Genomic DNA, 19,294 nt, shown 5'->3' with positions numbered 1-19,294 from the left:
GCGGCTTCACGCCGGTACTCCGGCGTGTATTTCTGGCGTTGTTGACTCACAATGAACATCCTCTCCTACGGACACAAAATCCGCACTAATCGGGTGTCCACTAAACGAGGGTAACCTCACAGACCCCAACCGCCCCATCCGTCATGCCACTACACCCAACAGACGTAGGACACGACGGAATGACCCAAATCATCACCCGAGAACTCCAAAACCACTAACCAAAGCACGAACCCGCAACACCACCGAAAGCGCCATGAACTAGTCCCCAAGAGTTGGACTGATTCGCTTCTAGGTGGCTAGGGGCGCAAGGGCCTGATTCCGATATTACATCGGGGTCAGGCCCTTAAGTCATTGTTGGGTGCGTTCGGTGTTGTACCACTGGATGTAATCTTCGATCGCCTGGGTGAACTCCTCGACGGTGTTGAAGTCTTCTCCGTGGTATATCTCGCTTTTCAGGTGACCGAAAGCGTTCTCTATTACTGCGTTGTCGTAGCAGTTGGCTGTACGCGACATCGACTGAACGCCGCCGTTGTCGTGGATCAATGTCCGCCAGGTTGAATGCTGGTATTGGAAGCCTTCATCTGTATTTTTCAGCTAGGCATTTTCGGCCGGCAACAGTTCGTTTTTGCGACGCTGTTTGTCTCCTTCAGTAAGCCCCTCCGGCTTGGTGCCCCTGCCCTGTTCGAAACGCTCCACCCTTTGCTCGCGCTGCGTTTCACTTAGCGAACTTCATAGTCCCAAAGAAAAATGCTCCCCACTAGTTGGTAGCTGATTTCTCAGTCCAACTACTGGGGAGCAGTTCAAACGGCGCGGGGATAGTCCGTTAGTGAGCCTTACCAGGCATTCAAAGCGTTGAGAACGCGTGGCTTGGAAGCATTGAGCTGGTAGTCCCATTGGTACCAGTTATGCAAGCCCTCGGCCGGGTAGCTCACCGTTGGGTTCAGACCCTGCAGTCGAGCGGCGCCTTCCCAAGCGCGGGTGGTCAGCTGAGAACCAACCTCCAGTGCGACACCCGGTGCTTGGAACTTCGGTGGGAGGGTTTCCTTATCCAATTGACCCGGCATACCGGATGCGGCTGAAATATAAACATCGGTACCACCATCGCGCAGCTGCGGAATCAGCATGAGCGGGTCATTCTGGAAACGCCTTGGGTTAAATAGGGAACCGTACATGGCGTTGACATTGAACCCGCCTACATCCAGCATGGCCAAACGAAGGACAGTCTGGGCACCTGGAACCGTCATAGTCAAGTAACCAGAGTAGGACAGTACCTGCTTGAACTGGTCAGTGTGCTTAGCAGCCAAAGTCATGGCGGAACCGGCACCCATGGAGAGGCCAGCGATCGCATTGTTGTTGCGGGCCACGCCAAAGTTCTGCTCGAGGTAGGCAGGAAGCTCCTGGGTAAGGAAGGTCTCCCACTTGTAGTTAACCGGATCGTTCGGATCATACTTGCCCGGTGCCTGCCAGTCGGCATAGAAAGAAGACTCGCCACCTGCCGGCATCACGAGGGTGAGGTTGCTGTCCGAGTAGGTCTTTGCGGCATTAACCTCGCTATGCGGGCTAACCCAGCCGCTGGTTGCGTAGGTAGCGCGCATGCCATCCAATAGGTAGAAACCAGCGTTGCCGCCATTCTTTGCGGGCTGGATCTGTACCGGGATATTACGGTTCATGGACGGGGACCAGACATCACAGCGCTGAACCCAAAATCCAACTGGGTCCCATTCACAGGTGCCAGTATTATCCGGACGCAGCCAATCGCGGTTTCCCGCGTGTGCCTGCTGCGTGCCGCCTGCCACTACGGCGAGGCCAAGCGCTACGGCCACCGCCATGATGACCGATAGGACGCGTCCCCTCAAAGATGCAGTCATCTTTCTCCTCCACAAAGTACTCAATTATTGTTCTTTGGCTTTATCGCTGGGAACCTGTGAATCGTTAACACCCCTCAGCGAAAACCTCACTGAAAGGCAGTGTAGTTCACTCACAGGCTTTTTGCCTCATTATCAACCATCATTGCAGGTAATCCCCCGGATCGGAGGAAAAGGTTAGGGTTCTTCCCTCTGTCAGGGAAAATTTAATATTTTCTAAGAATCGGCCCCAGGTTAGCGGTTGCCTATAGGTGGCAAAGAGTTTCTGGAAATTGGCATCATTAAGCGCAGTGCGTGCTTGCCACGCGGAATCTTTATCCTGCCCCAGCAATAGGGAGTCAATATCCACTGCAGAATCGGCAATCTGCCACGCCACACCAAGGCTCTTATCATGGCCAATGCGCCCGCCCTCGATGCGGGGCTGGCGCGCTGCTAGGGGATTACTGAGCCCAATTTCATCGAGCACGCGCACCTCAAGCGGGGCATTCATAGAAGTAAGACCGAGGTTAACAAAATACACAGTGGGAGGATCGGAGCGTTCCGGATCCGCGGGCACCGTCGTCCACGATGGTTGGCCCCCTTCCTTGCTATAGCGGAAGGTCATGGCATCGCCGGCTGCCAAGTCCTGCACCGCTTTTTCGTAGTCATTCATCACATCCATACCCAGGAAATCCTCGGCCCGGCGAGGTGGTTCCTGCCGGTTGGTGATATCGGTCCAATAGTCCCGCTCATCCACAACAGTAAGCTTCCCCGCGTACGCAGCGCGGTCTACCGGGTGGCCATGCACGACAATAACGAGAGCCCACACCGCAGAGAATACGGCAGCCCACCAGGTTCGTAGATTAACTACGAAGATGGGCAGGAGCGCAGCAAAAAGCGGAAGCAGCAACATGCGTCCATGCATAAAATCGCCGCCCACGTGCACAACATACAGGGCATGCAAAAGCGCAGCGCCCAGGAAGATATAAACCACAGTCTGCAGCGAGCGCAGCGCTGGCGGGCGAAAATTGGCGTTCCATAGCGCCGCCACTGCCAGCACGATGAGTGGGAGGTACAGCGCGTAGGGCGCCATAAAGTCACCCAGATACGCAAACCCTTTGCCCCACGCGGAACCGGCCGCGGATTTCGCAACGGCGGTATGAGGCGTAAGCAGGCCGTAGTAGCCCATGCGGAAGACTTGATACCCCAGGGGCAAGGCGGCAGCGATAACCTTCCACGAACGCGTGCTCACTATGAGTACAACGCCAACCAAGCCGCCATACAGGGCGAGCTCAGGGCGAATGAGCCAGGACAGCCCCGCCCAGAATGCCAACCCATACACGAGAGGCTCGGGCGGCAATTCTTGTCGCGGTCGCGCCCATGAAATCAGCATCCACCACAAGACGGCCAAGTAGAAAAGACACAGGCTCCATTCCAAGCCGGAGGTAAAAAAGTCCCGTGCCGGTGGCAGGGCCAGATACACCAAGGCACCAGCGGGAAGAACAATTCCCTTGTGCATGCTTGCCGATGCCCACGTGCCCACCACCATCGCCGCAACCGCCAGGATAAGCCCGAGGTAGATGGCGATCGTTTCGAGCTCAGCACCGCTTACCCACCGCGCCACAAAGATGAGGTATTGCCAGACCGTGGAGGTATTGGCCTCGACGCGCTCGCCCACATTGAACACAGGCCCGTTGCCGGCCTCTAAGTTGCGGACGGTGCGCAGGACGATGAGTCCATCATCGGCGATCCAGCGGCGGGCAAAGCCACCCCACAAAGAAAAAACACCGATAATAAGAACCGAGGCGGGTACGCTCCAACGTACGATTCTCTTGTTACCGGTGTTAACCACGTCGGGTGAGTATATCAGTTCCCTCAAGATCTTCTAGTTCAACACGTCTATGCCACCGCTGCTTAGACCAATGGCATGATGTAGACGGCCATGGCGATGCAGGCCAGCCAAGCGATGGCGAGGATCTGCAGGGTGCGGTCCCCCAACGCGATTTCTTCCGGCGCCCCGCCCTGGCCGCGGTCCACATCGGCGGCATAGCGCAGGATGGCGATGGTAAACGGCACCATGGAAATCTGGTACCAGACGCCACCAGAGGTTGCGGCATTAGCCAGCTCAAAGCCCCACAGAGAATAGAAGACCACCACGGCGGTGGCCGCTAGCGTCCAGACAAAGCGCAGGTAGGTCGGCGTATAGCCCTGCAAGGATTTGCGGATCTTCGCGCCGGTCTTTTCCACCAGCAGGATTTCGGCATAGCGCTTACCGGAGGCCATAAACAGCGAGCCAAAGGCAGCAACCAGCAAGAACCACTGCGAAAGCTCAATATCGGCCGCCACGCCGCCGGCCATGGTGCGCAGCATGAATCCGGAGGACACCAGCGCAATATCGATGACCGGAATGTGCTTCCAGCCAAAGCAATAGCCCAGCTGCAGGGCGATATAAACCGCCATGACGATGGCTAGCTCTAGTCCCGCGGTGGCCAAGAAAGACAGCCCGATGGACAGGCCTACGAGCACCACGGCCATGACATAGGCCACCTTGATGGGCAGCACGCCCGAGGCGATCGGGCGGAAGCGCTTGGTCGGGTGCTCCTGGTCCTCGCGCCAATCCTTGGCGTCATTAATCAGGTAGATGGAAGAAGCGCCGAGGCAGAAGACGATGAAGGCTAGGAGGACATCGACAAGCACGCGCCCGTGAAAGAGCGAGTCCGCACCGGCCGCAGCGGGCGCGGCCAGCACGAGAATGTTTTTTACCCATTGCTTCGGGCGCAGGGCCTTGACCATGCCATCGGCCAAATTCTTCGGCGGCTTGCGCTTACGGCCGGTATCGACGCCAGACGTATGCGGCTCCGAATGGAGAAAGTGCTGGTTGCCGTCCTCACTCATGCGTCTTTCCCTTCGTCATTGCCCGCGCGGTAGCAGCGCCAATGGCTGCGCCCGCAACGGTATCGGTTGGATAGTGCACCCCGAGCACCATACGCGATGCCATCATCACCGGCACTCCCACAAGCGGTGCCTTGGACCCCGTCAGGCGGGACAGGCCCACCAAAAAGGCCGTGGTGGAGGTAGCATGCGAGGACGGGAAGGATAGGCGCGAGGGGGTTTTGACCCCAACGCGCACGTAGGAATAATCGGGCCGCTTGCGCCGCACGATGCGCTTGAGCACCACGCTTGCCGCGTGCGCGGTAAACGCCGCGGCACCGATCCGAATCCACTCCTCCCGGCGCTGCTTGTCCAAACTGGCCCCAAGTGCCGCGCCACCCATCCAGCCCAGGGCGTGCTCGCCCAAGTGACTTAAACCGCGGGCGGCGGGCAGCACTCCCGGCACGTCAAAGGCGGCGTCCTGGATGGACTCCAAGACGTGGGATTCTGCGATGGAAAGCTTATTGGGCATCAAAAACCTTCTTCCAGGAAGACCGCGCGGTCAGTTCTGGCAACGCGGCGCGGTATTGTGCCCGCAGATCATCGAAGTTCTCTTCAATTTCTTTCAGCAGGCTGCGGGTTTCAACGATAAGCTCCTTGGCCAAATCGCGGTCGCGCTTGCGGAAGGCCACGCCCGTGCCGCCGGCCGTGGAAACGGTGGCGGAGTCAACGCGGGAAAGGGTAAACCAGCGCGCCTCTTCCGGGGTGAGGTTCAGCTGCGGCGCCGCTTGATGCGCGGGATCCTCCTTGCTCAGCAGGTGCTTAAGCCCCTTTACTGCCCACGGCAGCTTCTTGACCTTGGCCAAGCGCCCGCCCACATTGCGGGTGGGAACGCCCGGCGCGCCGGTCGGCGCCGGCAGCTGGTCTGCGGATTCGATGATGACCGCATCCGAGTAGTTCTTGCGGATCTCCGCGATGCGTGGCAGCGAGGTATCCAAGATATCGAAGAGGTGGTCCGGTCCCGCCAGGAAGTCCTTCATGGCCTCAATTTGGATGGCCATGGTGGAGTATTCCATGCACATGGTGTGCTTGAGCGTGGACTTAAAGATGGACTTGGTAATGCCAGATACTGCGCCATCGTGGTACAGCGAGGCCACGATCAAGCGGTTGCGCAGGTGGAAATAGGCCTGCCAGTCAATGGCATCGTCCTTATCCGCCCAGGCCATGTGCCAGATGGCCGCGCCCGGCCAGGTCACCGTGGGGAAGCCATTGCGGGCAGCGCGCAGGGAGTACTCGGTATCGTCCCACTTGATAAACAGCGGCAGTGGCTGGCCGTTGGTCTCTGCCACCACGCGCGGGAAGAGACACATCCACCAGCCGTTATATTCCACGTCCACGCGGCGGTGCAGCGCGCGAGAATCGTACTTCTTTGGATCCACATGGGTTTCTGGCGTGCCAATGGCGCGCAGCGGGTACTTGGCAAAGTCGTGGTCATACACGGCATGCGGCGCGGCGCCCCACATGAAATCGGAGCGGTTGACCTGCTCACCGGTGGTGCGCAGCTGGGAGCGCTCCTGCAGGTTGAGCATCTGCCCGCCGACGATGATCGGCTTTTCCGCATAGCGTGCTGCCTGCACCGCGCGCAGCACGGAGTCCGGCTCGATGGCAATGTCATCGTCCATATACAAGATGAAGGGCGAATCCGTATTCTCCAGCGCCTCGTACATGATGCGGGAATAGCCACCGGAACCGCCGAGGTTGCCCTGACGGAATTCGCGGAAGCGATCGCCAAAGTGCGCTACCGCCTCGTCGTATCCGGGCTCATCGGCCGGGTGCTGGTTGCCTTGGTCCGGCATGAGGACGAAGTCAATGATCTCATCCACCACGGGATCTTCTGCCAGGGCTTGCAGGGCGGCGACGGCATCGGTGGGGCGGTTGAAGGTGGGAATACCGACGGCGACGCGCTTTTCGGAAGGGGCGATCTCGGTGCCATCGGGAAGCGTTTGCGCCGCTGGGGCCTGCGGGGAGCACCAGGCAGCATCCGCCAAGGTGGTTTCCTTTTCCGCGGTGATATCGAACCACAGCCAGCCGCCGTCCTCGAAGTTTTTGAGCGGCAGCTCAAACTCGTGGTGGCCCGTGCCAACGAGGTGGTTGGCCACGGAAATGCGCTGGCCATCCTGCTTGGACCGATACAAAGAAACGTTGGCTTGACCCTCGATCTCCAGGCTTAGAACCACCGAGCGCAATTGCGACCAGCGGCGCCAGTAGGAGGCCGGGAAGGCGTTGAAGTAGGTTTCAAAGGAGGCTTCCTCGCCGGCCGGGATGGTCACGGCGGTCCGGTTTGTCCAGCTCAAGCGCTCGCGGTTTTGCTCCGCCTCGATGAGGTAGAGCATGCGTACATCAAAGGGTTCGCCGCGCTTGGGCAGCAAGATTCGCTGCAGGGGCTCATAAGCCGAGGTGTTGTTGGCAGTCACGATTGCTTCGATTCTCCAAACGGTTTAAACAGTAGTCAGCGACCTAGCGTAGTTGCTTTCGCGCGACTGCTCGGGTTTACACGCGGACAATAAAAGAAGGGCCGAGGAATTCCTCCTCGGCCCAGGGCTTATGGTGCCTCCCCTTATGCGCTCACGCGCTCGGTTACCGGGTCGATGCCCAGCTTGTTCAGCATGTAGTAGACGCGGGCTTCTAGGTCATCGGCAAGCTCGCGGGCCTGCTCAACGGTCTCAGCCGGGGCAATGTCCCAGATCTTGATGTCCTTGCCGGCCTCATCGCGCTCGACCTCGCGGCCCAGGTACACGATGTAGTCCGGCATGGCCACGGTCCGCACCTCTTCGAGGTACTTCTTGGGAGCCTGTCCCATGCCGCGCTCGCTCATGACGTGCGCCAGGTGGTCATTGCCGTCATTTTCCGGGTGCGCGGCGGCGGTATCGACGTAGAGCGCCTCCCCCGCGTGCTTCTTGGTAAGGTCCGCTGCGGCCTTGGCCAGGGCGTGGTTATTGCCCGCGGCGAAGCGAACGTGGATGCGGTGGGCACCGAAGAACTCGCGCACCTCGCGCTCTACCAGCACGGGGATGAATTCCACGAGCTCGGCTTTGGCGGTGTGCTTGGCGATGACCTCGTCCAGCTTCGCATCGATGTCAGCACGGGTATATCCGTGACCGTACTTGGTATGTAGGTCATGCCGGAGGGTTTCAAACTGGTTCATTGTTATCCCCTTTCCTGGATTCTTTCCCCGTTTGCTTTTTGTTAACTTGAAGTTAACCTTACAGCGCGGTGTGACATCCGTCAATTGATTGGTCATAACCCATTAGTTAGACCTCCCGTGGAGCAAGTTACGCGTGGGGCGCACTGGGCTATAGACTCTGCCTTTGATGATCCTGCTCATTGATAATTACGACTCGTACACGTTTAACCTCGCGCACCTCATCGCAGAGGTCTCTGGAACCGAGCCACTCGTCGTTCCCGCGGGCGAGGCCGCCGGCATCCCAGAGCGCGTGCGCGCCGGCGAGTTCAGCCACGTGGTTATCTCCCCCGGCCCCGGCACCCCGGAGGAAGACAACGACTTTGGCACGTCCCGGCGCGTTATCGAGGCGGCCGCCACAGCGCGAATTCCCCTGCTTGGCGTCTGCCTCGGCCATCAGGGTCTGGCGATGCTCGCCGGTGCCCGCATACGCCGCGCGCCCGAACCGCGCCACGGCTTCGTATCCACCATCAGCCACTCCGGCGAGGGACTTTTCGCCACCATCCCGCAGGACTTTCAGGCGGTGCGCTACCACTCCCTGCACATTGAGCCCACCCCCGGCATCACCGTGCACGCCCGCAGCGAGGACGGCACCGTCCAGGCCCTCAAGGTCGATGGCCTGCCGCATTGGGGCGTGCAATTCCACCCCGAATCGGTGCTGACACAACATGGCGCGACCCTGCTGCGCAATTTCCTCGGCGGTTTTCGCCTCCTCCACCGCGAGGTCCCCGGCGCGATTGACTGCCCCAGCGTCTTCGCGGCGCTGCAGGCAGACGGCACCGATGCCTTCTTCCTCGACTCCGCCGACGCGCGCGGGTGCTATAGCATTCTTGGCGATGCCACCGGTCCGCTTAGCAGATCCTTTCGCTACCGGCTTGGCGATGCCCCCGATATCCTCACCACCCTCGAGCGCGAGCTATCCACGCAGGTCTTTGACGCGCCGGATTTGCCGTTTACCGGCGGGGTGGTCGGTTTCCTCGGCTACGAATGCGCGCAGCTTACCCTGCCCATCCAGCTGCGCCACCGCTCGCCGTATCCCGATGCCTACTTCATCCGGCCGCAGTCCTTCCTTATCTACGACCACCACCGGCAAGTGGCATACCTGTGCTGCCTCGACGGCGAAGGCGCACAAGGCCTGCTCGACCGGTTGGAGGCAGCCCTGAAAGGCGGGCAGGTGGGAAACGAGGGGGCATCGGCAAGCGCGGGCGCCTGGCGCACCACCGACTACCTTGACCGAATCCAGCGCGCCCAAGAGCTCTTGCACGCTGGGGAAAGCTACGAGGTATGCCTGACCGATACCTATACCGCGCAGGCCACCGGCGATATTTATGCTGCGCTGCGCCGGCACAACCCGGCACCGTACGCGGCGCATCTGGTCTTCGACGGCGTGGAAATCTGCAGCGCCTCGCCCGAGCGCTTCCTTAGCGTGCGCGATAACCGCGTCGAGGCCAAGCCCATCAAGGGCACCATTCCAGCCCACCAGGACCCCGCGCTGCTTCGCGATGACCCCAAAATCCGCGCCGAGAACCTCATGATCGTGGACCTTTTGCGCAACGATTTATCCCGCGTGTGCGAACCCGGCACCGTGCGCGTTCCGGGGTTGATGAACGTGGAAAGCTACGCCACCGTGCACCAGCTCGTCTCCACGATCACCGGCCAATTGCGCCCCGGCGCCACCGCGCTCGACGCCATCCGCGCCGCCTTCCCGCCCGGTTCTATGACCGGCGCGCCGAAGCTGCGCACCTGCGAGATTATCGATGCCCTCGAGGCAGGACCCCGCGGCGTCTATTCCGGCATCGTGGGCTACCTCGGGTATTCCGGCGAGGCTGATTTCAGCGTGGTCATCCGCACCGCGGTGCGCGCGGGTTCCGAGGTCACCGTCGGCGCCGGCGGGGCCATCGTCCTCGATTCCGATCCCGCAGCCGAGCTGGCCGAAAGAAACCTCAAGGCCCAATCGGTCCTCGGGGCGTGGTCATGAGTTCCTATATCTGGCGCGACGGCGCCTTCATCCCCTGCACCCCACCGGCTGACCCCTGCACCGTGGCCGATTCTTGGCGGCATTCGCAAGGCCGCACGCACGGTCTCCACCTGCACTTGGAGCGCTTCGAATCCGCCGCCGGGACCTTGCCCGTAAGCTTCGTCCCCGCCATGCTGGAGCTCCTTTCAGATGGCGAGCTTTTCCCCCGCATCGCCCTCATGGCCGGCGAGCTTTACCTCGATATCCGGCCTGCCCCGGCTCCGCGCGCCCACACGCGCCTTACTTATACACAGGCCCCCGATCCCCGCGTGCAGCCTCTAGTTAAAGGCCCGGACTTGCCCGCCCTGGCTGCTTACCGCAGCCAGTATCAGGTAAGCGGCACCGATGACACCGCGATTGTCGATGCCCACGGTGCCATCGCAGAAACCACCACCGGCGCGCTCATCGCCTGGGACGGCGACACGCTCCTGCTTCCTACCGGCGTGCGCCTGCCCAGCGTGACCCTGCGCCAAGTCCTGCACCGCTGCAATGACTTGGGACTTTCCACCGCGCAGCACCCATTGACCCCGGCACTCGCTGCGGAATGTCCCCTGTGGTTTATCAACTCACTGCATGGAATTAGCCCCGTCAGCTCCATACACACACCACACGACACCATCACTCCACCGCCGCACCCGGAGGCCGCAATCTGGCAAAACTGGTGGTGGCAGGGTTTTAGCCCCGCGGGTGCAGGCGAACACTACACATAACACTCAACACAACACTGCACATGTTGAGTGTTGTGTTGAGTGTTCGTGTTGAGTGTTGGGTGTTCAGGCGCCCACCTACCTCACCAAGCGATACCTCTGTTTAGGGCTGCGCAAAGGCTCCGTACGCTCGATCCTTCCACTATCTACCAATTGGTTCAGGATTCTGCGCACCCCACCAACAGAAATCCCGGCGGCCGCCGCCAACTCACGGCTATTCGCAGACTGATGCTGAGCCAAATACTCCAGAATCCGTTCACTAGAACCGCCGTGTATAGACGCACTCCGCTCTGGCAAAGTCATTTCACGCCGTTCAAAAGTTAGCTTAAACGTGGTCAACGAATCCGTCGGCTTCGGCGGAGGAAGAAGTGTCTTTTGCAGCTGGTCAAGAATCTCAATGTAGCCAGTTCCACGATTTTCCGCCACGTACCCAGACCCGCCGGAGATAGCCGTTACCTCCAATAGCTGAGACAGGTGCTGATTCCTCGCACTTGTCATGCCCGGATCCCCAAGGTTATTGACGTTCACCATCCCAAAAAGGCCACCCGGATTAATGATTTCTAGGCGGTCAGCGTACATATCAACCTGAACCTGTGTCCCTCTAGCCTGGGGAGAATAGTCCCTGTGCATGAGCGCATTAGCAACTGCTTCCCTGACTGCTACTGGCGGATAATCCGGCAGGTCTTCTCGGAACGCCCCGTCGACGACGCCACCTACCCGCATATTTTTCTCAACCGCGAAAACCACCGCTGGCACCAATTCCGGAATCGGGCCTACAAAACTCGCGTTATCAACAAATCTTTGGCCTTTGGTCGACGTCTTATCCGTTCCCACATAAGCAGTAAAAGTTACATTGAGCCGCGGGAAAAATTCTTGCGGATAAATGCCAGCTGCTAATAAGCCAGCCAAGGTTGGATGAACATCCCCATCATCTCCCACGCCGGTGAGATGCAGGGCTTTCAATGCCCTTTCATCAGAGAACTTGCCAAAGATCCCTGGCCGCAGGCTGCGTTCGCGCTCTAGGATTTGCTGGACGATGTCCCGATCGAGGTCTGCAATAGTAGCCGCCTCCACGACCTCCAGATCCCACGAGGGCTGCATCTTATTTTCTTCGAGACGATCGATTTCATAGGGCTTCAATAACCGGTCTTCATCGTGCTCGCGAATGTAGCTGCCGTTGTATTTAGATTGCGCAGTAACCCAGCATGGTTTATCAAAGGGTGCAAGCTCTGGAATTTCCGCAACTACTACCGGCGCGCCATCGACAGCACCAATTTCCACATCGGCACGGACAGCAGGGGTCAATTTCTCCGCGCAGGCCTCCACGAATGCTTTGGCTATGGGCTCGGCTTGGAAGCCTTCGACGGGAAGAAACCCTGAGTCCTCATCGAGACCAAAGATGATCGTTCCGCCTTTTCCGTTGGCAAAAGCAGACACCGACCGCGTTATCTTCTTGGGAAGGCCTCCGCCAGCTGCTTTTACTTCGACCATGCTGGTGTCTTTGCCTATGGCACGCAGATTGTGAACAATCCGCTCAATTTCTTCTAGGTCCATCGCTTCCCCGCTTGCCTCTCACCTTCAGCCGAGCATTACACATAACACTACACAAACACTCAACACAACACTGCACATGTTGAGTGTTGTGTTGAGTGTTGGGTGTTCACGCCGCGCTTCCCTTTGGCTCCGGCAGATCGCGGCCTTTAGCCTTGGCCTCGCAGCGCACGCTTTAATTCGCTGCCAATAATGGTGCGCGCAATCAGTGCATCCGAAATGATCCCGCCCATCTGGACGAACGGATGGACTTGGCCCTTAAATTCGATAGAGCTCACTACATTTCCCGCATTGAGCATCCGCCCAACGTAGTCACTTACTTCAGAGACCAACGGATCAAGTTCACCGGTAATCACCGTCGCTGGAGGCAGCCCCGCCAGATCGCCATTCCTGCCGGGAGACATACGGATATCCGTGCGGTCTGCAGCGCCAGCATAAGAATCATAAAAATAGTTAAGGCGCCGCCTGGTGAGGTAATAGCCATCGCTAAAATCCGAATGGGATTGCGTGTCAAAGGTGGATAAATCCATGACGGGGTAAATCAGCACCTGATGAGCCAGCTGATCGCGCAGTTCTTGTGCGATCACCGCTGCGATATTGCCGCCCGCGCTGTCTCCGCCCACGGCAACGCGCGTTGGATCGATGCCGATCCCCAATTCTCCTTGTAGCACCCCGTCTACTACTGCACGGCAATCATCTAGTGGCGCCGGGAAAGGGTGCTCCGGTGCACGGCGATAGTGCACGCTGATACAGATGATTCCCGCTTCTGCGGCAATGTCCCGCACGGTTGTATCCGTGGTCTCTAAATCCCCCAGCACCCAGCCGCCGCCGTGGAAGAAGATGAAGGCAGGCGCTGCTGGGGCATCGGCAAGCGCGGGCGCCTGTGGCACATAAACCCGCACCGTGACACCGCGCACCGAGGTCTCGTACACGGAAACCATCGGGGTTTTCTTGCCCCAAGCCGCTGCCGTCTTCTGCTGGGCGGCGCGGTTTTCTTCAGGAGTACGCGTGTCCAGCTGTGGGGCATCCCTGTTCAGGTCGAGGAATTTTTGGGCTTCGGGCTGAATAAACACCATAAAAATACTTTCCAGTGCTGCATCTATTGGGCAATGCAAGCACTCATAATCGCGGGGTTAAGTAGCGGAAAGGCCCGCCGGGTGTTCCGGCAGGCCTTCTTTGCTTGCTGCTTTTTCTTATCGGGAATGCGCGTTGCGCGGCTGCGCAGTTTCAAATGCTCCTGGAGCCGCTCCGGGGACATCTTCCACATGCTGCGGTCCGCGTGCCCGGGCTTGGTGTATTTCTTGCGTTGAGCCATGCCGTCACCTCCTAACCTGTGAGGTGACTAAGCATAGCGTGCCCAGGGCAGATTAGCAGCTCTTAGTGTCCGCGCTCTTGCTCGATGGCCTTGCCCTCGTTCCAGAAGGGCACGAGCTTGTTATCGAATAGGGACAGCGCGGCGCCGATGGCCATGTGCATATCCAAGTACTGATAGGTGCCCAAGCGGCCGCCGAATAACACCTTGTTTTCCTTGGCTTCTTGGGCGGCTAGTTTGCGGTACGCCTCCAGCTTGGAGCGATCCTCCGGGGTATTGATGGGGTAATACGGCTCATCGCCCTTATCGGCAAAGCGCGAGTACTCCTTCATGATGACCGTCTTATCGGAGGGGTAACGGTCCTTGCGCTCTGGGTGGAAGTGGCGGAACTCGTGGATGCGGGTGAAGTCCACATCGGCATCGTTGTAGTTCATCACCGGGGTGCCTTGGAAGTCGCCAGTATCGAGCACTTCGAGGTCGAAATCCAGGGTGCGCCAGCCGAGCTCGCCTTCGGCGAAGTCAAAGTAGCGGTCCAGCGGGCCGGTGTAGATTACGGGAGCATCCGGGGAATCGGCGCGCAGATCCTCGCGAACATCGAACCAATCGGTATCCAGGCGGACCTCGATGTTTTCATGATCCGCCATGTTTTCTAACCACGCCGCATAGCCATCGACGGGCAGGCCTTCGTAGGTGTCGTTGAAGTAGCGGTTATTGAAGGTGTAGCGCACCGGCAGGCGGGTGATATTGCTGGCCGGCAGTTCCTTGGGGTCGGTCTGCCACTGCTTGGCGGTGTAGTCGCGGATGAACGCCTCATAGAGCGGGCGTCCGATAAGCGCGATGGCCTTTTCTTCCAGGTTTTTGGCCTCATCCGCAGAGAATTCGCCGGCCTGGTCTTTGATCAGTTCGCGGGCCTCATCGGGCGAGTAGTACCGGCCGAAGAATTGGTTGATAAGCCCCAGCCCCATGGGGAATTGGTAGGCGGTGCCATCGTGCATGGCAAAGACGCGGTGCTGGTAGTCGGTGAAATCGGTGAACTGGTTGCAGTACTCCCACACGCGCTTATTGGAGGTGTGGAAGAGGTGCGCGCCGTATTTGTGCACTTCAATTCCGGTGGTGGGTTCCGCCTCGGAATAGGCATTGCCGCCCAGGTGCTCGCGGCGCTCGACGATGAGCACCTTCTTTCCCAGCTGGCTAGCGGCCCTTTCCGCAACGGTCAGGCCAAAGAATCCGGAACCAACAACGATGAGGTCATAAGAAGTCATGGCTTCCACTTTATTGCACTCCAGAGGGGAACACGGGTCATCGGCGTGTCGCAACAAGATTCACAGTTGTCACACTCGTAGCATCACTATCAACTGTTAACTTTTGGCAACCGTTTTTACAGCTACATCGGCACCTAACTCAACCCAGGGAGAATAGAGTGAAGCAACGACGTCGACTAGTCCCCACGAGGTCACCGTGGTCCACACCCGTCATCGCGACGGTTTCCTCCATTGCCCTCGTCATGGCGGCCGCATTCGGCGGCCAGCAGGTCCTTAAAACCCAGGACTCCGGTTCTGGCGGACCTATCGAGGTGAAAAACGCCTCTGAAAGCTTTAGCAACGCCGACTCCGTCGTCGTTGATGACCCCGCCGTGGCAGCGCAAGGCGATGGCGAGGGCCCACGTGCCGTCAAGCACTTCCACCGCGACGAGACATTCAACATGTTCGCCGTGACCTGGGAGGGCAAGCGCGACGTGCACTCCTTCGTCCGCTCCAAGCAGGAGGACGGCTCCTGGAGCGAATGGTTCGATATGGATGCCATGAACTACGGCGATGGCAAGAACGGTACCGAGCTTATTTACGTAGGCGATACCAACGATGTGCAGGTATCCATGGCCAATGTAGACCTAGTAACCGGTTCCAACCTGGATGACGATGCTGAGTTGCCCGATAAAGCAGCCGGCGCTGCGGATGCCAACCGCGCCGCCTCGCAGCCTTCTAACGTCGGCGATATCGCCCCTGTAGCTGATGAAAACAACACCGACCGCACCACCGTGTCGGACCTGGATGCCGTCTTTATGGACGGCAATGCCCAAGAAGGCCAAGCCATCGAACCTACTGCCGCCACCGATGGCATGCCCAAGGTAGTGTCCCGCTCTGGGTGGGGCGCCGATGAATCCAAGCGCTGCCAACAGCCCACCTACGATGACGGCATCAAGGCGATGACGCTGCACCACACCGCGGGCTCCAATAACTACACCCCGGCACAGGCTGCCGCACAGGTTCGCGCTGCCTACGAGTACCACGCCCAGAATCTGGGCTGGTGCGATATTGGATACAACGTGCTCGTGGATAAGTTCGGTACCATCTACGAGGGCCGCTACGGCGGGCTGGACAAGGCCGTCCAGGGCGCACACGTTGGTGGCTTCAACTCCCATAACTGGGGTATTTCCATGATTGGTAACTACGAAATTGAGGAACCATCACAGAAGATGCTGAACTCGGTGGCAGAAATTGCCGGGTGGAAGGCAGCAATTTCCGGCATCGATCCCACGGGCACCGCTACCCTGACCTCTGGCGGCTTTGGCGGCTCCCGCTTTCCAGCCGGTGCGCAGGCAACCGTGCCTGCCTTCAGCGGTCACAATGATTTCCACTACACCCAGTGCCCTGGTCGCTACACCGTGCAGCACTGGGACGAGATCCGCAAGAACACCAAAAAGAAGTACGACGCTGTTAAGGCTGGCGGTAACTCCGCAGCAATGAACTGGGATAAGAAGTCGCCATCGAGTGGCGGCGATCAGTCCACCTCGGGAGATACCACCTCTTCCATCGCTGGTGTCGATGTTCCAGTATCGACCATCCAAGCCTTGGCTGGCATCGCCGCCACCGTGTTCGGCGTCTTGGTTGCCAATGACCGCGTAGCGCAGCCGGATGCCGATAAGAAGGTTGCGGGTGAGCTTACCGTCGGCGAGATTCCGAAGATCGTCAACAAGGTTGTGCAGCTTTCTAATAACGAAGGCCTCAAGGAATCCTGGACCTCCGTCCTGAACGCCTTTGGCCCAGTCTTGGGTCTCGCCGTTGGCGGACCTGACACCACCGATTCCGGCAAGATCATGTACCAGCTCTTCAAAAACGGTGTGGTCCTCTCCTCCGAGGACTCTGGGGCAAAGGCCCTGACCGGAGAGATTGCCAAGAAGTGGGCAGAAGGCGATAACGCTTCCAAACTCGGACTGCCCACCACAAACGAGATGAAAGACGGCAAGGAAATCCGCGTCCAGTTCCAGGGCGGCGAGATTGTCTACAACATGGATACCGAAAAGGTAGACATCTACACCGACTAGCCTCCCCGTGGAGTGGGAGTTAGAACCAGCGCTCCAAAACCTTTGCCACGCCCGCCTGGTGGTTGGCCACGGTGACCGCATCAGCGGCCGCCTTCACCGCCGGGAGGGCGTTTTCCATTGCCACCCCACAGCCGGCCCACGTGAGCATCTCAATATCGTTGGGCATATCGCCAAAGGCAATGGTTTCTTCCTGCGCTATCCCATGCTGCTTGGCCAACCACTCCACGCCGCGGCGCTTGGTGACGTTGGGGGCCGCGACCTCGAGCACGCCCTCCTGCATGGAGTAGGTGATATGCGCCAGCTCCGGATCAATATGAGGCGCAATCAAGTCATAGAGTTCTGGCGCGGAATAATCCGTATTCCGGATAAGCAGCTTGACCACTGGCCGTGCCACCAGCTCGCCCACGCTGACGACGCCGAAGCCTTCAAAGAGGGCATTTTCGGAGTAGTGCGGGTCGACGACGAAGAGCTCCTCGGGGGCATTGGCAAGCGAGCCACCCGCCCGCTCTGCACCAAAGCCAACCGTGCCAAGGACGCGCAGCGCTACCGTCACCACCTCTTCTAGCGCGTCTGGATAAAGCTCCCGCGCGGATAGCACGCGGTCTTCCGCGGAATCATAGAGCACCGCCCCATTTGAGGTCACACATACCGGGAGCACCGTGAGCTGCTCCAGCACCGGCTCTATCCAGCGAAAGGGCCTGCCGGTGGATAACGCAAAATAAGCACCCTGCTGCACCGCCCGCGCCACTGCGTCGCGGTTGCGACGCGGGACGCGATGATTGCGGTCCAACAGGGTGCCGTCAATATCGCTCGCGATGAGCCGAGGGGCCCGGGTAGGGAAAGTATCCATACCCGCGAGTTTACTTCAGGACTTAGAAGTCCATCTCATCCTCATCGGAGTCTTCCCAGTTCAAGGAACGCTTGATAGCGCGCTTCCATTCACCGTAGAGGTAATCCACCTCTTCTTGTTCCATCTTGGGCTTGAATACGGTGAGGTCACCGCGCTGGGTATCCAAGATGCTGAGGTCTTCCCAGAAGCCATTGTCCAAGCCGGCAGCAACAGCGGCGCCGGTTGCGGTGGTCTCAATGTTCTTCGGGCGGTGTACCTCCACACCCAAGATGTCAGCCTGGAACTGCATGAGCAGCTCGTTGGTGGTCATGCCGCCATCCACGCGCAGCTCGGTAATTTCCACGCCGGAGTCCGCCACCATGGCATCTGCCACGTCGCGGGTCTGGTAAGCGGTTGCCTCGAGGACAGCGCGGGCCAGGTGTCCACGGTTGGCAAAGCGGGTCAGGCCCACAATGACGCCGCGGGCATCGGGACGCCAGTGCGGGGCGAAGAGACCGGAGAACGCCGGAACAATGTAAACGCCGCCGTTGTCCTTGGTCTCCCGTGCCAAGTTCTCGATGGCAGAAGAATTAGGGATGAGCTGCAGGTTATCGCGCAGCCACTGCACCAAGGAGCCACCCATGGATACGGAGCCTTCCAGCGCGTACACGGGGCGCTCGCCCTCGCGCTGGAAGCAAACGGTGGTCAACAGGCCGTTATCGGAGAACTTCGGGGTGGTACCGGTGTTCAGCAGCAGGAAGAGGCCGGTGCCGTAGGTGTTCTTGGCCGAACCTGCACGGAAGCAGCCTTGGCCGAACATAGCGGACTGCTGGTCCCCCAGGATGGCGCGAATAGGTACGCCGGCGAGGGAACCGCGCTCCCGAACGGTGCGGAAATCACCCAGGGACGGGCGAATCTCCGGCAGCATGGACATAGGAATGCCCATTTCCTTGCACAGCTCTTCGTCCCACTCCAGCTTTTCGATGTCCATGAGGAGCGTACGCGAAGCGTTGGTCACGTCCGTTGCGTGCAGCGCTTCCATGTCGCCGTCGCCCTCGGCACCGCCGGTAAGGTTCCACAGCAGCCAAGAGTCAATGGTTCCGAAGAGCAGGTCGCCCTTTTCGGCGCGCTCGCGGACGCCATCGACATTGTCGAGGATCCACTTAACCTTCGGGCCGGCAGGGTAGGAGTTGATCAGCAGGCCGGTGCGGCGGCGCCACTTATCCGGGCCCTCTTCACCAGCCAGTTCCTTACAGATAGCGGAGGTGCGGGTGTCCTGCCAGACGATGGCGTTGTAGACGGGCTCGCCAGTGTTCTTATCCCACACAACTGTGGTTTCGCGCTGGTTGGTGATACCGACGGAGTCGATATCTTCTACTGTTATATCGCCATTGGCCAAAGCCTCCCCCACGGCGCGGCGAGTGTTGCTCCAGATCTCCTGCGGGTCGTGTTCTACCCAACCCTTTTCTGGGAAGATCTGCTCGTGCTCGAGCTGGCCCACGGAAATCTGATCGCCATCGTGGTTGAAGATGATGCAGCGGGTTGACGTGGTTCCCTGGTCAATAGCTGCGACGTATTTCTTATCACTCATGTGTCTAAT

At 59.3% G+C, this 19,294-nt stretch carries 15 protein-coding genes and 1 pseudogene; 3 read left to right on the top strand and 13 right to left on the bottom strand.

The genetic code is table 11. The annotated features are described in order from the left end of the window. Positions 1 to 348 precede the first annotated feature (348 nt). From QP970_RS10230 to QP970_RS10200, 7 genes and pseudogenes are all read right to left on the bottom strand, one after another. Positions 349 to 594, bottom strand: a pseudogene (locus QP970_RS10230) (transposase); the annotation flags it as partial. A 239-nt stretch (positions 595 to 833) separates the two neighbouring features. Next, complete coding sequence (locus QP970_RS10225; RefSeq protein WP_284772114.1) at positions 834 to 1,868, bottom strand: alpha/beta hydrolase; 1,035 nt, start codon at positions 1,866 to 1,868, stop codon at positions 834 to 836. 139 nt (positions 1,869 to 2,007) lie between these two features. After that, complete coding sequence (locus tag QP970_RS10220) at positions 2,008 to 3,696, bottom strand: arabinofuranosyltransferase AftB family protein (RefSeq protein WP_284869909.1); 1,689 nt, start codon at positions 3,694 to 3,696, stop codon at positions 2,008 to 2,010. 62 nt (positions 3,697 to 3,758) lie between these two features. Beyond that, positions 3,759 to 4,739 (bottom strand): decaprenyl-phosphate phosphoribosyltransferase, encoded by a 981-nt coding sequence (locus QP970_RS10215; protein WP_023024308.1) that lies wholly within the window; start codon positions 4,737 to 4,739, stop codon positions 3,759 to 3,761. Further along, positions 4,732 to 5,247, bottom strand: a complete 516-nt coding sequence (locus QP970_RS10210; protein WP_239269296.1) for a phosphatase PAP2 family protein — start codon at positions 5,245 to 5,247, stop codon at positions 4,732 to 4,734. The genes QP970_RS10215 and QP970_RS10210 overlap by 8 nt, the downstream gene beginning before the upstream one ends. After that, positions 5,237 to 7,189, bottom strand: a complete 1,953-nt coding sequence (locus QP970_RS10205) for a glycosyltransferase (protein WP_239269297.1) — start codon at positions 7,187 to 7,189, stop codon at positions 5,237 to 5,239. The genes QP970_RS10210 and QP970_RS10205 overlap by 11 nt, the downstream gene beginning before the upstream one ends. Before the next feature lie 143 nt (positions 7,190 to 7,332). Continuing rightward, positions 7,333 to 7,920: a three-helix bundle dimerization domain-containing protein gene (locus QP970_RS10200; RefSeq protein ID WP_239269298.1), complete on the bottom strand. Its 588-nt coding sequence runs from the start codon at positions 7,918 to 7,920 to the stop codon at positions 7,333 to 7,335. Positions 7,921 to 8,086: 166 nt separating this feature from the next. Here QP970_RS10200 and QP970_RS10195 point away from each other — a divergent pair, with 166 nt between their 5' ends. Continuing rightward, positions 8,087 to 9,934, top strand: a complete 1,848-nt coding sequence (locus QP970_RS10195; RefSeq protein ID WP_284869908.1) for a chorismate-binding protein — start codon at positions 8,087 to 8,089, stop codon at positions 9,932 to 9,934. After that, complete coding sequence (locus tag QP970_RS10190) at positions 9,931 to 10,683, top strand: aminotransferase class IV (RefSeq protein ID WP_239269300.1); 753 nt, start codon at positions 9,931 to 9,933, stop codon at positions 10,681 to 10,683. Before QP970_RS10195 ends, QP970_RS10190 begins: the two co-directional genes overlap by 4 nt. A gap of 75 nt (positions 10,684 to 10,758) precedes the next feature. On the opposite strand, the gene QP970_RS10185 is transcribed toward QP970_RS10190, so the two are convergent. The 4 genes from QP970_RS10185 to glf all read right to left on the bottom strand — a co-directional run bounded on the left by QP970_RS10185 (position 10,759) and on the right by glf (position 14,805). Further along, positions 10,759 to 12,234: an ATP-binding protein gene (locus QP970_RS10185; RefSeq protein WP_239269301.1), complete on the bottom strand. Its 1,476-nt coding sequence runs from the start codon at positions 12,232 to 12,234 to the stop codon at positions 10,759 to 10,761. Positions 12,235 to 12,380: 146 nt separating this feature from the next. Then, complete coding sequence (locus tag QP970_RS10180) at positions 12,381 to 13,307, bottom strand: alpha/beta hydrolase (protein WP_239269302.1); 927 nt, start codon at positions 13,305 to 13,307, stop codon at positions 12,381 to 12,383. Between the two features lie 23 nt (positions 13,308 to 13,330). Beyond that, positions 13,331 to 13,546, bottom strand: a complete 216-nt coding sequence (locus QP970_RS10175) for a hypothetical protein (RefSeq protein WP_239269303.1) — start codon at positions 13,544 to 13,546, stop codon at positions 13,331 to 13,333. Between the two features lie 62 nt (positions 13,547 to 13,608). Then, positions 13,609 to 14,805, bottom strand: coding sequence for a UDP-galactopyranose mutase (gene glf / locus QP970_RS10170; RefSeq protein ID WP_239269304.1), 1,197 nt, complete (start codon positions 14,803 to 14,805; stop codon positions 13,609 to 13,611). A 158-nt stretch (positions 14,806 to 14,963) separates the two neighbouring features. Here glf and QP970_RS10165 point away from each other — a divergent pair, with 158 nt between their 5' ends. Continuing rightward, the gene (locus QP970_RS10165; protein ID WP_239269305.1) at positions 14,964 to 16,865 is read left to right on the top strand and encodes an N-acetylmuramoyl-L-alanine amidase; all 1,902 of its coding nucleotides are present in this window, start codon (positions 14,964 to 14,966) and stop codon (positions 16,863 to 16,865) included. A gap of 19 nt (positions 16,866 to 16,884) precedes the next feature. On the opposite strand, the gene QP970_RS10160 is transcribed toward QP970_RS10165, so the two are convergent. Continuing rightward, positions 16,885 to 17,715, bottom strand: coding sequence for an HAD family hydrolase (locus QP970_RS10160; RefSeq protein ID WP_239269306.1), 831 nt, complete (start codon positions 17,713 to 17,715; stop codon positions 16,885 to 16,887). A gap of 22 nt (positions 17,716 to 17,737) precedes the next feature. Next, positions 17,738 to 19,285, bottom strand: coding sequence for a glycerol kinase GlpK (gene glpK / locus QP970_RS10155; RefSeq protein WP_239269307.1), 1,548 nt, complete (start codon positions 19,283 to 19,285; stop codon positions 17,738 to 17,740). Positions 19,286 to 19,294: the final 9 nt, after the last annotated feature.

Source organism: Corynebacterium sp. MSK073 (assembly GCF_030232085.1).
GTDB lineage: Bacteria > Actinomycetota > Actinomycetes > Mycobacteriales > Mycobacteriaceae > Corynebacterium.
This window is presented reverse-complemented; position numbering and strand designations above follow the sequence as displayed.